A 16012-nucleotide genomic window follows, 5' to 3' on the forward strand; every position below is an offset into this window, starting at 1 on the left:
GCTACTTCGGGACGGCATTGACGTAGCCGACATGATCCGAAAGCAGAAATTCAACAGCACTACGACTTCTGGCTTTAGGCAATTTGCCGGGGTCGCAGGATAAGTAAGTTTGGTGAGTCACTCCTCTGGCCAATCCAAAAGTTTGCGACACATCCGTCGGTGGTTTTCTACTTGGCACCGCCCCAGGTTACCCCACGACAAGGTTCCCGCTGTCGATCAGATCTGCCACCAGGTTATCGGTTCGCATTACACCCTCCAAGGTGATGGTTACTTCCTGTGACAGTTCACCTTTTCCATCATGATCGATGATCAGGATCGTATTGCTGGCATCGTTAGGGTCTACTTCAGACGTGACAAAGTCAGCGATTACGTTTGAGATATCGGTATCAACATCAAGGCCGATCAGCAGATCACTGATGTCAATAACGTCACCCCCTTCGATCACATCTCTTATATCGAAGTCCCTGATAGTATCGTCGCCTGCGTTTATGAAGCCGTAGTCGAAAGTATCGCTTCCGAGCCCACCGACGAGGATGTCGTCCCCTGCTCCCCCGACCAGGAAGTCATCGAAGGCGCTGCCTATGATTGTGTCATCTCCGCCCAGGCCGTGGACGATCTGATCGGTGCTTTCGCCACTGCGATCCAACATATCGCCGTCTATGTTGTCCCCTACCGTTGCGCCGGTTAGTTGATTGGTAATAACACCGTCATTGATTTCCCAGCTATAGGTATCCATCAGGTATTGCACTGCGGTCGCATCAGAGTAGTTGGCCGTGTCCAGCGTCACGCCCATCTGGATTTCTGTTTCGCCAGTGGTTCTGTCCAGCTTGGCCCAGCCTCTCAATGTGCTGTCCATGTTCGCGACGGACATGCCTCGGGCCCGCTCAAACATTCCGGACATGTTAGTAACGCTACTTATGTCCCAAGCTTCAAGACTTTGATCAAAAACTCTGCTCCCAAGAAACATCGCAAACATATCCGTCACATTGCTCGTATCCCAACCACCGATGTCTTGATCAAAGCTAAGGGCACTTGTGAACATCCGAGACATATCCGTGACAGCACCCGTGTCCCAAGCCCCGATATCCTGATCGAATTGACGAGCAGCATTGAACACGGATCTCATGTTCGTGACACTACTTGTATCCCAGCCACCTATGTCCCGATCAAAAGAGGCAGTACCAGCGAACATTCCAAACATATTTGTCAGGTTACTTGTATCCCAGCCACTGATGTCTTGGTTAAAACTAGAATTACTGAGAAACGTAGTTACGGCACTAGTTGCATGCGACGTATCCCAACCACTGATGTCACGCGACGGAAAGCCTGTGAAAACGCTGGTCAGATTGTCCAACGTCGTGACATTCTTTCCTTCCTCACCTGCGTTACCGGAAAGATCAGTGTAAGAGCTTTCAGCTACGGTGACGGCGACATTCGTATGACCTTCGTTAAGGTCAGTTGTGACCGTCGCTGTCCAGGTCCTCGCACCCGTCTGTTGCAGTGAAGTTACTTCCAACTCCCCATTCTCAACATTGATGTCTTCTGCCAAAAATGATAACGGATCAATCGCCTCGCTGAAGGTGAACGTGATCTCTCCGGTACCTCCCCCATTACCCTCGACCGTCACCGTCGGGTTTGTCGCATCCACGGTTACTGTAGCTGCAGTGCTGATATTCCCTGCGGCATCTGTTGCGGTCACCGAGACAACCTGACCATCCAGGAGCGCAGAGTCGAGATCAATGCGGTACGCACCCGTACCTGGATCCGCTCTCGTGGTAGAAATCGGTTGCCCGTCAACCAATACCGTAACCGTGGCACCCAGCTCAGCCGTACCGGTGACTACCTCTCCATTCGTCGGATCAACAACGGGTGTCAAAGGTGCGATCGCATCCACGGTTACTGTAGCTGCAGTGCTGATATTCCCTGCGGCATCTGTTGCGGTCACGCTGACTTCCTGACCATCTAGGAGCGCAGAGCCGAAATCAAAGCGGTACGCACCCGTACCTGGATCCGCTCTCGTGGTAGAAGTCGGTTGCCCGTCAACCAATACCGTAACCGTGGCACCCAGCTCAGCCGTACCGGTGACTACCTCTCCATTCGTCGGATCAACAACGGGTGTCAAAGGTGCGATCGCATCCACGGTTACTGTAGCTGCAGTGCTGATATTCCCTGCGGCATCTGTTGCGGTCACGCTGACTTCCTGACCATCTAGGAGCGCAGAGCCGAAATCAAAGCGGTACGCACCCGTACCTGGATCCGCTCTCGTGGTAGAAGTCGGTTGCCCGTCAACCAATACCGTAACCGTGGCACCCAGCTCAGCCGTACCGGTGACTACCTCTCCATTCGTCGGATCAACAACGGGTGTCAAAGGTGCGATCGCATCCACGGTTACTGTAGCTGCAGTGCTGATATTCCCTGCGGCATCTGTTGCGGTCACGCTGACTTCCTGACCATCTAGGAGCGCAGAGCCGAAATCAAAGCGGTACGCACCCGTACCTGGATCCGCTCTCGTGGTAGAAGTCGGTTGCCCGTCAACCAATACCGTAACCGTGGCACCCAGCTCAGCCGTACCGGTGACTACCTCTCCATTCGTCGGATCAACAACGGGTGTCAAAGGTGCGATCGCATCCACGGTTACTGTAGCTGCAGTGCTGATATTCCCTGCGGCATCTGTTGCGGTCACGCTGACTTCCTGACCATCTAGGAGCGCAGAGCCGAAATCAAAGCGGTACGCACCCGTACCTGGATCCGCTCTCGTGGTAGAAGTCGGTTGCCCGTCAACCAATACCGTAACCGTGGCACCCAGCTCAGCCGTACCGGTGATTACCTCTCCATTCGTCGGGTCAACAAGAGGAGTTAGAGGCGCGGACGCATCCACAGTTACCGTAACACTACGGCCGGCGTTCCCTGCAGCATCCGACCCGGTCACGGTTACAACCTGGCCATCGTCAAGAGGCATTTCAGGATCAGCGCGGAATACTCCGGTGTTCGGATCAGCCGTTGTGATAAAATCTGGCAGACCGTTTCCATCGAAGTCGATCTCAATAGTGGAGCCTGGTTCAGCGGTTCCGGTGATCTGTTTTCCATCCGTTGGGTCGACAACAAGAGGGTCCAACAAATCCACGGTGACTGCTAGTTGCTGGCTGGTGTTGCCTGCAGCGTCTGTCGCTATTACGAAGAAAGAGTCACCATCTTGAAGCTCCGGGGTTATTGTAATGCTGAACGCTCCGGTATTTGGATCAGCAATTGTGATAAAATCTGGTACACCGTTCCCATCAATATCAACCACAACGGTGGACCCCGGCGCTGCTATGCCGGAAACTAACTCTCCATTCGTCAGGTTAATGACAAGAGTAGCCGGAGCAGCAGTACTGATAGGTTCCGATGCACTCACTTTGGTATTCGAGGACGCACTCGACGCTGCACCCAAAACACCACCTGCTATGAAAAACCATAGCGGAACTGTTTCACCGCCACCCGGTAGCAGAATAGTCTCATCTGCAGCCGGCACCTCGCCCGTACCCGTGGCCTGGTTGTAGTAGTTCTCAATTACCAGTGTGTCGCCATTCTCAAGCCGGACGATCATGTCATCGCCCCGGCGCTGCGTGCCAATCACTTCATTGGTGCCATCCAGAAAAATCCGGCTGCCCTCGACATTCCCAACACTTCCAAAGAAACCCTCGAGAACTGTGGTGCCTCCACCGCGGGGGGTCACAACAAGGCTATCGCCGTTGCGCACGAAGCTCTCGACCGAACCGACATTCACCCGCAAATAGACGTCAGACGGCCCTGTCAGCTCGACGACACCGCCGGCCTCAACCACGTCCAGCTGTGCGCCTGAAGCACGATCAATAACCTTCACACCCATCCTAGTCCTACCTGCCCAGTCATCAAAAATTTCACTCTTAGCTGGACAAAGATAAATTAAGCTTTTCAACAATAAGGCGAAATAAAATTGGCGTTAGCGCAGCCCTGAGCGACTCATACAGCATAAATCAGGAAATTTCCGCTCGCCTATATCACTCAGCGAGATGGCAGCCGCACAACTCAAACCGGTCCACCTAATGCTCTTTTCGAAGCCATGGTGCTCCGGGTTCGGCAGGGTGTGTCACGCTAGAGCAGAACACATGGTATCAGAAGACAATCACCCAACCCTGAGTGCTGCGATTGCAGGTCCCCGCTATCCTTCAGGCGCCAAAAACCCGCCCCTCACCTCACATGACGATAAGGTTATCGTTTTGAATCAGGGTATCCAGCAGGCCATCGGAGTGCACTACATTCTCCAGGGTGATTGTGACCTCCTGTGACAGACTGCCTGTGCCATCATGATCGATGGTCAGGATCGTATTGTTGGGATCGTTAGGGTCTGCTTCAGCTGTGACAAAGACCGAGATATCGTCTGTGATATCGGAACCAGCCGTACCAAAGCCGATCAGCAGATCACTGATGTCGATGATGTCATCCTGTGCTGTATTGAAGTCGGTGATGGTATCATCTCCACCCAGGCCGTGGATTGTGCCGCTGGCGGTCAGCCCGTTTGCGTCGTTGTCCCCGCGCGTCGCGCCGGTGAACCGATCAATCGTAAGGTTATTGTTTATATTCCAACTATACCTATCAGCCAGGTATTGGACCGCAGTAGCATCAGAGAAGTCGGCGGTGTCCAACCGCACGTTCATCTGAATCGCTTCTTCACCGGTGGTTCTGTCAAGCTTGGCCCAGCCTCTCAATGTGCTGTCCATGTTCGCAACAGACATGCCGTCAGTGTTGTTGAACATGCCGTCCATTAGCGTCACGCTGCTAATGTCCCACGCCCCAAGATCCTGATTGAAAGCAACAGCACCATCGAACATCTGCGACATCAGAACGACATTCTGTGTATTCCATCCGCCAATGTTTTGATTGAATGCGATAGCGTTAGTGAACATCGACGCCATAGTCGTGACACCAACAGTCTCCCAGCGACCAATGTCTTGATCAAATGATTCAGCATTGGAAAACATTCCAACCATTAACGTTTTATTGCTCGTATCCCAGTCACTAATGTTATCGTTGAAATTCCTATTGTTAAAAAACGCACCTTGGGCATTGGTCACATGTGAGGTGTCCCAAACACCAATGTCAATCGACGGGAGCTCAGTGCTGCTTAGGGACAAAAAAAATCAATGTCGTTTCGTTCTTTCCTTCGCGACCAGTGTTGCCCGCAAGATCGGTGTAAGAGCTTTGTGCGACGGTGACGGCAACATTTGTATGAGCACCTAGGCCAAGGTCAGATTGGACGAGCACCGTAAAGACTTTGGGGTCACTCATATCCTGCGCAAACGAGCCATCGACGATCTCTCCGTTCTCGACGTTGATGTCCTCTACCGTGAAAGTAGAGGCATCAATCTCTTCGCTGAAGTTGAACGTAATCAGCCCAGGGTTCATGCCACTGCCGTCCACGCCCCCGTTGCCGTCGACAATTGCCGTAGGGGCTATCGCATCGACGATTTCCATCGCAACAGGGCTGGTGTTTCCCGCTGCGTCCGTCGCGGTCGCTGCGACAACATCTCCATCCGTGAGAGCGCGATCGGGAGTTACGCTCCAACCGCCTGTGTCCGGATCAGCCCTTGTGGTGATGGGCGGCTGACCATTCCCAACGTCTACCTCAACTGTAGAACCCCGCTCGGCTGTGCCGGAGACAAGTGTTTCGTTCGCTCGCTCAATAACAGGCGCCGGTGGCACAGCTCTATCCACAGTTTCCATTGCAGCGGGGCTGGTGTTCCCAGCTGCGTCCGTGGCGGTCGCAGTTACCTCCTGCCCATTGTCAAGTATGCTTTCGGGAACAACCCTCCATTCACCGGTAATCAAATCAGCTGTCGTGAACAAATCCGGCTGATCGTCCCCATTAATGTCTACTTTGACCCTAGACCCAGGCTCAGCCGTACCCGTGATTACCTCTCCATTCGTCGGGTTAATTACTGGAGCTAAAGGTGCCGTTGTGTCAGCTTCGCCTTCAGTTGTATCAGCCTCGTCATTGACTGCGTCGCTTCCGCCAGAAGAACTGCCCCCAGAAGTCGCAGCCGAGACCGCTAGTGTTCCAGCAGCGCCACCTGCAAGGATCAGCCAAAACGGTATCGCTCCATCGTCATCCGAATACAAAAGGCACTCTTCCAATCCATCGCTCTTACCTGTGTTTTTGTCGAAATAACCCTTGATCACTAACGTGTCGCCATCCTCAAGGCGTACAACCATGTCGTCACCCTGACGCACAGTACCAGTCAACTCACTCGTGCCGTCCAAAAGGATACGGCTGCTCTGGCCACTCCCAGTGCCAAAAAGAAATTGCCCAGAACAGTCTTGTTTTCATTTTCGGAGATTACGACGAGGTCGTCATCGTTCCGTGCCACGCATTCAACAGTTTCAGCATTGACACTTAGATGCACATCGGATGGCCCTGTTAACTCTACGACACCACCCACTTCAACAACGTCTAGCTCTGTGCCCGAAGCACGATCAACAACTTTTACGATCATCTCAATCCACCCGCCCACTTATCAAGAAATGCGCCTCATCAAAGGAGCACAAAAAAAAAGAGCTTCGCCAAGAATAAGAAGATGCTAACGAACTGCTCTTAGCACAGCCCTGAATTGTTTATACATTTAATAACCATGACGCCCCTGCACGCCATTCCGCTCAGCGATATGGCGATCTAAGAAACTCAAATTGGGCAATCAGTCGTCATGCTTCTTGAGGTTGTTTTGCGCATGTGTTGGCGGGATCGATTGCTACAATGAGTTAAAGTCAGAATGCTTGACCAGGTCACGAACCAGCCAGGATGGTTCGAAATGAGCCTGAGATTCGTCCATAGCTTCGCAAACGGCTTAGTTGAATAGCTCAGACATTTTGATTTCATGGGGACAAATGTGGTGCCAAACTGACCATGTACCTCTCTGGTCGAAGCGACTTTCCATATTACAGCCACAGAAAAGGCTTGTGTAACTTTTTAGTGAAGTTTGGCGCAATATTCCCCCTTAACGTGTGCCGTGACCTTTGTTAGCGAGAAGCTCATAAAATAAACAAAAGGTTACGGAATGCGTATTTTGAAGACCGCTATTAGCGGCGCAGTTTCTGCATCTATCGCGTGTGCTGCATATGCCGACGTTCCTGCGGGTATTGCCGCTCTTGAAGCTGGTAATGTTTCGGGCGCAGTCGAGGAGTTCCAAGCCGGTTTTGACGACGGTGACGCGGATGGTGCGTTCTTCATCGGGCGCCTGTTTGAGATGGGCCTGGGAACCGAGCGGGATATGCGTCGCGCTATCGAGCTCTATAGCGCGGCCGCTGATCAGGGAAGCGCGCTGGCACAGAACCGGCTCGGTTTGATGTACCTGAACGGTGAACTTGTCTTGCAGGATTACAAGCGTGCGGCGGAATTGATTTGTGCGGCAGCTGAGTCTGGCGATGCCAACAGCGCATTCAACTGTGGGTTGCTGTTTGCGGATGGGCAAGGCGTAGTACAGGATGCGGTCAGGGCGGTGGCATTCTGGCAGCAAGCCGCAGACCAAAACCACGTGGCCGCAATCAACTATCTGGGTCAGGCCTACCGCGATGGCACAGGTGTAACGCAGAGCTATGAGGCCGCGTTCGAGAATTTCTCGCGCACTGGGGGAGCAGGCAACCCTCTGGGTCTCTTCGAGCTGGCTAAAGCCTATCAGTCAGGAAACGGCGTAGATCAGGATCTCGTCAAAGCGCATGGCTATGCCAACCTGGCCTCCACACGGGGCATGGACGAGGCTCGCGCATTGCGAGATGCACTGAATGCACAGCTGGATCGTGATGAGCTGGAGGCAGCGCAGAGCTTTGCCCGCGAATGGGAAGCAAAGCCGTTGGATCAAGCTTCACAGTAGCGCGCTTTACAGATTTCGAGTTCTCACCGGTTCAGATTGGTTCATATATTATGAAAAATCCGCTTTTTCTCACGGTTGCTGTTCTTGGTCTCCTGAGCGGGTGTTCAGGTACGTCGCCTGAGCACCTGAAAGACATCTATAGCGTCTCCCCGTCGAGCGACGGCGGCTATACGGCGTCCATAGAAGTGCGCGCAAACCATGCTAATCAGCAAGAACAGTTCAGCCAGAACGCATTCAGCGAGATTTGTGCGGGACAAGCGAAGATCACATCTGAAATTGTCTCGGCCCCGTTCGACAAACAAACCACATACACTCAAAAGACATGGAATGCTGCTGCCGGGCAATTGGTCCAGACGGCGAGCTTTCCCGTAAACACGCCGCATGTTCGCATAACCTACAGGTTTGAATGCGCATGAGGAGGGGATCTCTATACCGGCTGGCGATGAGTATAGGTCTCGCCCTCTTCCAGTCAGCGGCTTTGGCGCAAGTGGCTGAGCCCCCGTCTACCGAAGAGGTGTTTTCGGACTGGCGGGTCATGTGCCAACCCGTGGATCAGGACGTCGCCTGCCAGATGATGCAGAGTGTCGCTGCCGAAGAGAATGGCCCGCCAGTCTTTCTGCTGAGCGTATCTGACGATGAAGACACGGGCCAAAGCTTTGCAGTCATTACGGTTCCTGTCGGTGTCTATCTGGTTCCGGGGATCGAGTTGCACGTGGACAACCGCCGTCCCTTCAAAGTCTTGTACGAAGTCTGCGATCAGCTTGGCTGCCACGCCGGGTTTCGGATGGATGGCGATGTCCTGGCCGCATTCCGGAAGGGACTGGAAGTCAAAGCCCGAGTTTGGACAGCCCGCGACAAGGCGGTTGATTTCCCTGTGTCGCTGCGTGGATTCACCGCCGCTTACAATCGATTCAAAACGGCGGGGGACAACTGATGGGTTTGCGCTCCCTCTTCCTGACAACTGCACACGGTCTCAACGCGATCTTGCTGACGGCAACAGCCATTTCAGCGCAAGGCGTCTCGCCCGGTGATTTGCAGCGCATCGGCAACGATATTCTTCAGCAGCAAACCCAGCAGACAGAAGAACAGGAACAACGCCGCCGGGAATTCGAAGAACGTGAGAATGCGGCACAAGACCAGAGCGCCGGAGCAGAACTCTATGTCCCTCCTCCGGGCGGGCCGTGCTTTGATATCCGCAGCATTCACCTCGAGGGTTTTGAAGCGTTCAAACGTAAACCCGAAGACTATCGCGACCTGATCGGCACCTGTGCGACAGCGGCCGACATCGCGCAGACATTGAACCTGATCAACACATTCTATCAGGAGCTGGGCTTCATCACGACCCGTGCATACGTGCCTGAGCAAGATATCGCAGACGGGTCTCTGGCGATCACCATCGTGCCTGGCCGCATCGAAGGCTATGTCTACGGAACTGGAAAGCCTGCGGATGCGCGCTTGAATACGGCCTTTCCAACTGCACGCGGAGACCTCTTGAACCTGCGCGATCTGGAACAGGGACTGGAGAACATCAACGCACCCCGGTCAGCGAGCGGACAATTCCAGCTCGTGCCCGGAGAGACGCCTGGTGGTTCGTTCATCCAAGTTGATGTGCAGGATCGACGCCCATGGTATCTGGATTTCCAATTCGACAATTCCGGTTTTGAATCCACCGGACGGATCAAAGGCACCAGTACCTTTGGTCTCGATAATGGTTTGAACCTCAATGACCAGCTGCGGATTGGGATCACCACTACCCCTTTTGAAGAACGCGGTGAGCGCTACTCGGACTCTGTCTCTGTCAACTGGGGCCTGCCGGTAGGCAACTGGTTGTTCAATGCGGATTTTGGAGCCAGCGACTACCGCTTCATCACCCAAGGCATCAACCAGTCCTTTGTCACAGAAGGACGCAGCCAGTACTTAATCCTGCTGACTGAGCGACTGTTGATGCGGAACCAGACGTCGAAGATCTACGCTTATGGTGACCTGAAGCTGAACAGAACCAAAACCGCGATCAATGGTATCGAGATCACCAGCCAACGTCAGCGCCTGACAATTGCATCACTTGGTGTTCGGGGTGAAAAGACAATCGGACAGGGTCGGCTGTTCTGGAACATAGGCGTGAAAGCCGGAATCGATGCTCTGGGAGCGGATATTCCGGAACTCAGCGTCATCGATCAGGAATTCCGCCTTGTGAAGATCCGCGCGGATTTCTCTACTCCGATCGGAGGAAGCGGATTGACCTATCGCGGAACGCTGGCCGGGCAATACACGGACGATATCCTGCCGGGCATCGAACAGTTCGGCATTGGTGGCTGGAGTACGGTTCGGGGCTTTCACGACGACAGTCTTTTTGGCGATACCGGAGTTTACTTGCGAAACACTGTCGAATGGAGTGCCTACAAGGCAGCCAGATTTGAGGTCCGCGTGAATGCAGGCCTCGATCTCGGGTACGTCAAACCGTCGGCCTTGCGCCGCTGGTCTCAAGATCATCTGGCAGGTGTCAGCCTTGGCGCCGATATCATCATGAACAATCAGGTCACCTTACAGATGCAAGTGGCACATGCGTTGAGCCGACCTGACGAGTCCCCACCCAACACAAATCCAGCCTTCCAATCCGACAAGACCGTTGGATATCTCAGTCTGAGGTTGCAGTTCTGATGAAGCGTTTTGTTGAACAAAGTAGTTTGGGAAGCCGTAACCATGCGTAGTCGTGTTTTTGAGAAAGTTGTTTCTTCGGTCCTGGCACTGGCGCTCACGATACAACCCGCGCTGCTTCATGCGCAGAGCATCCAGCCTGTGAACCCAAATACAGGTCCGCGCCCGCATGTCGACCAGTCTCTGAATGGCACCACCGTAGTCAATATCTCGACCCCGAATGGCGCGGGCGTCAGTCACGATGTCTACACCGACTTTCAGGCGGATGATCTGATCCTGAATAACTCGGCCACGATCACCAATACGCAGTTGGGCGGGGTGATCGAAGGCAACAGCAACCTGACGCCGGGACTAGAGGCCAATCTTTGGGTCGGTGAGGTTGTTGGTGGAAATCAGACCCAGCTGGGCGGCATTCTGGAAGTGGCCGGTAAGCGCATGGATGTGGTGGTCGCCAACGAGTTTGGCATCACCTGCAACGGTTGCGGTTTCATCAACACGGGCCGTGCGACCCTGACAACCGGAAAGCCGCAATTTGCCGGCAATGGTGCGCTCACCGGGTTCGACGTACGGCGGGGCACGGTTACAATCGGGGCCGGAGGTCTGAACCCGGAAAATCGGATAGGTCTGACCGATACCAGCCGCGTCGATGTGATTGCGCGAGCGGCCGCGATTTACGGGAAAATGCGGGCGGAACAACTCAATGTCATCGCCGGTGCCAACCAGGTGGACTACAACTGGTCCTACGACCCGGAAACAGGCGCAGTGACTGGGATCACCGAACAGGCGGGTGAAGGTGCAGCCCCTGCATTGGCTGTGGACGTCGCCGCTCTTGGTGGCATGTATGCCAATGCGATCCGTTTGATTGCCACCGAGAATGGCGTGGGCGTGCGTCTGAATGGGGATATGGCGTCCTCAACCAACATTGCGCTGCGGGCTGATGGGCAGCTTACGCTGGGCGCTCCTGCTGGTGGTCATACACCGCAGATCCGGGCGGGCGGGCGCGTCCAGGTCCGCAACCAGGGTCCGATCCTTCTGGAAGGTGCGATCACCTCCGAGAGCGATGATCTGATCGATATCAGAACCAGCAATGGCGACCTGACCTTCAACGGTCAGGCAGCGGGCGGTGCAATCCGTCTGGAAAGCGCCGGTATGCTAAACATCTCCGGCGCGATTGTTGCGCGTGAGGCCTTTGAGGCAGCATCAACCGGTGCTTCTGTTGCGCTGAACGGCAACTCCGAGGTGTTCGCGCAATCCATTAATGTTGATGCGCTGACACAGCTGACTTTCGACGGCAAGGCTGCTGGTCTTGAAACAGCTTCGCTGACAGCGGGAACAGAGCTCAAAACAGGTGCCAACTCAGAACTGGTCGCGGAATCTGCGGCTCTCACCGGGGGTGACGCTTGGATAGAAGGCCAGGTGCAAGCACTTGAAGACCTGACCATTGAGGCGACGGACGGGAATGTCGACCACAGGGGCACGTCTCGCGGACAAACTGTCACAATAACAGGTTACGACGTTCAAACGAGCGAGGCATCGCAGATCGCTGCAGTAGGTGATCTGAGCGTAACCGCCGCGGAGCAGTCAAAGATCGGCGGAGAACTAGTCGCCGGGAAGGGACTGACGCTCAAATCCACAGCAGCCGGGATAACCGTTGAAGCAAATGCCGAAGTGCTGGCTGAATCCCTGAATATAGAGGCACAGACTCGTATTGATTTTGATGGCAAGGCTGCCGCTTTTGAGACAGCTTCCTTGTCAGCTGGAACCGAGCTGGCCACAGGGGCGGATTCAGAGCTGCTGGCCGACAGCGTGGCGCTCACCGGGGAATCTGCGCAGCTGTCTGGTGAGGTCCGGGCCATTGAAGGACTGACAATCGCCGCAACAGATGGCGCGGTTGAGCATAGCGGCGTGTCTCGTGGACAGAATGTTTCAATAATTGGCAACACTGTCGAGACTGGCGATACATCCCAGATCGCTGCGGTTGATGGCCTTACTGTGACGGCAACAGATCAGATCCTCCTTAATGGCGAACTCGCCTCGGGGGCAGAGCTTGCAATCACATCGACTAGGGCATCGGCAACCATCGAGGATGGTGCCGAACTGGTGGCGGATACGCTCGACATAGACGCTCAGACCCAAGTGGCGCTAAACGGACATGCTGCTGTTCAGAACCGAGCCGAACTCAGGGCCGGAACCTCACTCACAACCGGAGACACATCCGAGCTTGTGGCCGGATCCATTGCTTTCTCCGGAGCCACGGCTCAGATCGAGGGGCAAGCCGAAGCACAGGACAGTGTTTCCATCGAAGCTCGTGACGGCTCTTTGGAGCATTCCGGCCGAGTTCGTGGGCAGTCCGTCACCCTGTCCGGTGATCATGTGCAAACCGGAGAGAACTCGCAAATTGCAGCCATTGCAGATGTGCAGGTAACAGCCACGGATCGGGCGCTCATTGACGGCACTATGATTGCAGGCCAACAGGCCGATCTGTCCGTGACGGCTGGAGACCTGGATCTTCAAGGGCAGATAAACGCCAGCAACACTAGTATTGCAGTCTCCGGACAAACCAGCCTTGGCGCGGAGGCGCTGGCGATGGGGCAATCGGTACTGGAGCTTCAGTCGCGTTCCCTGGGCGGCGGGCTACGAGCGTCCCATTTCGACCAGTTGCGTGCGGGCGATGGTCTTGCAATCACGTTGGAAACCGGTGGACTTACTGTCGCTGCATCAGAACAGGTTGAATTTGATGGGGATCTTCTGCTCGATCTGGATGGTGACCTGGAGAACCGGGGTACGATCAAAGCGAGCGGTGACCTCCAGTTGCGCAGTGGCTCTGATCTAAACAACCGCGGTGGTTTGTTTAAATCCGGCGAGACAATGCAGCTGGTGGCGCGCAATGGAACAGTACTGAACCAGTCCGGGAGCATTGAAGCAGACGGTGGCTTGGCCATCGAGGCGGAAACATTTAACAACCGTTTCGATAGTATTGTGACGGAACCCTCACAATCGGGCGTCGAGATATTTTCCGGGGCTCCGGACAACAAGACCCGTACTCAAACCCAGTTTATTGACCCGGCTGATCTGAAACTTTCCAGCTGTAGTCAGAGCCGCCAAAATAACTCAGGTGCCACTCTCGGGGCGAGTTGCGCGACAATCTTCAATTTTGGCGGAATCAGATCAAATATCGGCGGTGTGACATGGAGTACGGGCAATACAGTCACCACCTCCGGCCCTGCTCCTGAAATCCTATCCGGTGCAGGCATTTCGATCGATGCGGACGCGGTCATTAACGATGCGGGGCTGATCTCTGCCAAAGCTGGTGTGGAAATTGAAAGTCACCGCTTTGAGAACAAGGCATATGAAGACGACAAGGTAACGCACACAGCCACCTACACCCGCCAGGAAACGGTTGAGGAGAACTTAGGCGGAGACAATGGTTGCGGGTGCTTGACACGCAGGACAGAAACAGTCATTTATTCTCAAGTCGAACGAACCGCCGCCGACGGCGCAGGTTCAGTGACTGGCGAAATCCTCGCGGGAGGCGCTGTCAACATCAACAGCACGTCGGTGGTGGCAGACGGAGATATCCGCTCTGGAACCGCGAGTGTTGTTTCTCCGCGTGAGAATTCTGCAGTAGCCAACCTGACGCTGCCCGACCTGATTGTGCCGGGATCATCTTTGACACCGATACGGCCGGGTGTACTGGACTTGCCGGCACTGGCCCCTGTTCAGCCGGACGTGGTGAACGTCCCGTCTCTGGAGCCAGTGCGACCCACACTTCAATCATCTCCAAATCTGGACGCGTTGATAGGTGAGGGGCGGACAAGCTTTGGAACAGCGCAAGTTTCCTTTGAGGACCTGCTCTCCTCAGGCTATTTTTTGGATCGGTTGCAGATTCAGAACGAGCTGTTCGAGAATATCAACCGGCCCACCGAATGGAACGGATATCAAAGCGACGGCGTAAGCTTTGACGGTGAAAGCGCAGTCCAGATCCCGGATACAGGATTCAATGGCTTTGGTGACCGGTTCGGTGTGTCAGGGACGGGCTTGCTCGCCTCACTGGACAAAGCCAACACATCGACCAGCGGGGACCTGACAATCGTTGCCGGTCAGATTACCGGTTCTGGTGGGTCGCTGATTGCAGAAGACGGCTCCCTGTCTTTAACGTCGTTCCGTGACATCAATTTCGAAGACACCGAACTTGGTGGCCACCTGGTCGACATCATCACGGGTGGGGATTTCTCTGGCAAAGCGCTGGTGATCAGATCGACTTCTGACACCTCCATATTTGCAGCAGGCAACGTTACGATCGAAGGTCTGGCGCAGACAGAAGAATACTACACCAACACCAGCGTAACGAGGATCACGGAGAACCTCGCGTCCCGGTTTGAGACAGGGGGAAACCTGTCGATCATCTCCTCTGCTGACATGACACTCGCCGGTGTTCAGGCCCAGGTCACAGGGGATACACGGCTCACAGCAGGTGGCAGCCTTTACCTGCTCGCCGAGCAATCCGGCGTGCAATACAGTGATGGCGATGCAAAGAACGGGACCGATCGCCTGACCCTGACCGCCCAGGTTGCGCAACTGTCTACAGGTGGTGACTTCATCGCAAATGCAGGCGGAGACGCGGTTTTGATCGGTACACAGATTGATGCGGGCGGAAAGGCACATCTGGCAGCGGCTGGCGATGTCGTTCTGGCTGCCGCGCAAGAAATAGCCAAATCGGAAACCCGCAAGACCAGCAGCGGATTCCTGTCTAAGAAAAAGGAGACACGGTCCACGCTTGCCATCACCAATAGAGGCGTCGGGATCACAGCGGGCGGCGATATCGATGTGATCGCCGAGACAGGTGACCTGACCACTGCAGGAACAGAGTTCGCAAGCGCATCAGGTGATGTCAACCTCACTGCGACTGAGGGCAACATCCTCGTTGGCACCTACACCGATGTGTTTGAAGAGACACATATCAAAGAAAAGAGCTACCTTGGTGGGCTGCTGAGCAAATCCAGCCAATTGCACACGGTTGACCACATCAATACTGGCACGGATGCACTGGCGGCATTGGATCTGAGCATCGTGTCCGGCACGGACACAACGCTCGTCGGAGCGACGCTGTCTGCTGGTCAAAACCTGAACATCACAACCGGTGGTGACTTCTCAGTTCAGGCTGCCATCGACAGCCACCGCTCCGAATTCTTCGAGACCGACATGGGTCTGGTCACCATGACCACGATCACCGAGACCAGCTTTACAGAGACGGCCCAACTGACCGAATTGCTGGCCGGGCAAGGTATGAGTTTTGACATCGGTGGCGATGCTGAGTTGGTCCTGTACCAGACCGCAAGTGTCGATGCGCCGAACCCGGAAGATCTCTACCCCGAGGAACTTCTGGCCATAGACGGGCTGGAACTGATCAACCAGGAACTGGCGGATGAGTACTTCTATGAAGAGCAGACCCAGCTCTCGCCCGCGTTCAAAGC

The 16012-nt window shown here is 54.7% G+C and carries 9 protein-coding genes; 5 read left to right on the forward strand and 4 right to left on the reverse strand.

What is annotated here, in order from left to right:
• Positions 1 to 187 precede the first annotated feature (187 nt).
• From ACXAGD_RS23330 to ACXAGD_RS23345, 4 genes are all read right to left on the reverse strand, one after another.
• Complete coding sequence (locus tag ACXAGD_RS23330; protein WP_475214597.1) at positions 188 to 3868, reverse strand: Ig-like domain-containing protein; 3681 nt, start codon at positions 3866 to 3868, stop codon at positions 188 to 190.
• 346 nt (positions 3869 to 4214) lie between these two features.
• Positions 4215 to 5153, reverse strand: a complete 939-nt coding sequence (locus ACXAGD_RS23335; RefSeq protein WP_475214599.1) for a BspA family leucine-rich repeat surface protein — start codon at positions 5151 to 5153, stop codon at positions 4215 to 4217.
• On the reverse strand, positions 5134 to 6231 hold the full coding sequence (locus ACXAGD_RS23340) for an Ig-like domain-containing protein (RefSeq protein ID WP_475214601.1): 1098 nt from the start codon (positions 6229 to 6231) through the stop codon (positions 5134 to 5136). Before ACXAGD_RS23340 ends, ACXAGD_RS23335 begins: the two co-directional genes overlap by 20 nt.
• A gap of 26 nt (positions 6232 to 6257) precedes the next feature.
• Positions 6258 to 6512 carry a BapA/Bap/LapF family prefix-like domain-containing protein gene (locus ACXAGD_RS23345; protein ID WP_475214603.1) on the reverse strand — a complete coding sequence of 85 codons (255 nt, stop codon included), beginning with the start codon at positions 6510 to 6512 and terminating at the stop codon, positions 6258 to 6260.
• Between the two features lie 558 nt (positions 6513 to 7070).
• Here ACXAGD_RS23345 and ACXAGD_RS23350 point away from each other — a divergent pair.
• The 5 genes from ACXAGD_RS23350 to ACXAGD_RS23370 form a co-directional block, all read left to right on the forward strand.
• Entirely contained in the window at positions 7071 to 7883 is an 813-nt protein-coding gene (locus ACXAGD_RS23350) for a tetratricopeptide repeat protein (protein ID WP_475214606.1), read from the forward strand.
• Complete coding sequence (locus ACXAGD_RS23355) at positions 7847 to 8299, forward strand: hypothetical protein (RefSeq protein ID WP_475214608.1); 453 nt, start codon at positions 7847 to 7849, stop codon at positions 8297 to 8299. The genes ACXAGD_RS23350 and ACXAGD_RS23355 overlap by 37 nt, the downstream gene beginning before the upstream one ends.
• Before the next feature lie 26 nt (positions 8300 to 8325).
• Positions 8326 to 8817 (forward strand): invasion associated locus B family protein, encoded by a 492-nt coding sequence (locus ACXAGD_RS23360; RefSeq protein WP_475214610.1) that lies wholly within the window; start codon positions 8326 to 8328, stop codon positions 8815 to 8817.
• Positions 8817 to 10541 carry a ShlB/FhaC/HecB family hemolysin secretion/activation protein gene (locus ACXAGD_RS23365; RefSeq protein WP_475214612.1) on the forward strand — a complete coding sequence of 575 codons (1725 nt, stop codon included), beginning with the start codon at positions 8817 to 8819 and terminating at the stop codon, positions 10539 to 10541. Before ACXAGD_RS23360 ends, ACXAGD_RS23365 begins: the two co-directional genes overlap by 1 nt.
• Positions 10542 to 10583: 42 nt before the next feature.
• Positions 10584 to 16012: two-partner secretion domain-containing protein (locus ACXAGD_RS23370; protein WP_475214614.1), on the forward strand; the 5429-nt coding region annotated here is incomplete at its 3' end.

This window comes from Ruegeria sp. ABF4_144, from assembly GCF_056160045.1.

Excerpts from the sequence above, each read along its gene's own strand:
- ACXAGD_RS23340 (WP_475214601.1), bottom strand. The coding sequence starts at position 6,231 with ATGGTTGTACGCCTTGAGGATGGCGACACGTTAGTGATCAAGGGTTAT.
- ACXAGD_RS23345 (WP_475214603.1), bottom strand. The coding sequence starts at position 6,512 with ATGATCGTAAAAGTTGTTGATCGTGCTTCGGGCACAGAGCTAGACGTT.
- ACXAGD_RS23355 (WP_475214608.1), top strand. The coding sequence starts at position 7,847 with ATGGGAAGCAAAGCCGTTGGATCAAGCTTCACAGTAGCGCGCTTTACA.
- ACXAGD_RS23360 (WP_475214610.1), top strand. The coding sequence starts at position 8,326 with ATGAGTATAGGTCTCGCCCTCTTCCAGTCAGCGGCTTTGGCGCAAGTG.
- ACXAGD_RS23350 (WP_475214606.1), top strand. The coding sequence starts at position 7,071 with ATGCGTATTTTGAAGACCGCTATTAGCGGCGCAGTTTCTGCATCTATC.
- ACXAGD_RS23330 (WP_475214597.1), bottom strand. The coding sequence starts at position 3,868 with ATGGGTGTGAAGGTTATTGATCGTGCTTCAGGCGCACAGCTGGACGTG.
- ACXAGD_RS23365 (WP_475214612.1), top strand. The coding sequence starts at position 8,817 with ATGGGTTTGCGCTCCCTCTTCCTGACAACTGCACACGGTCTCAACGCG.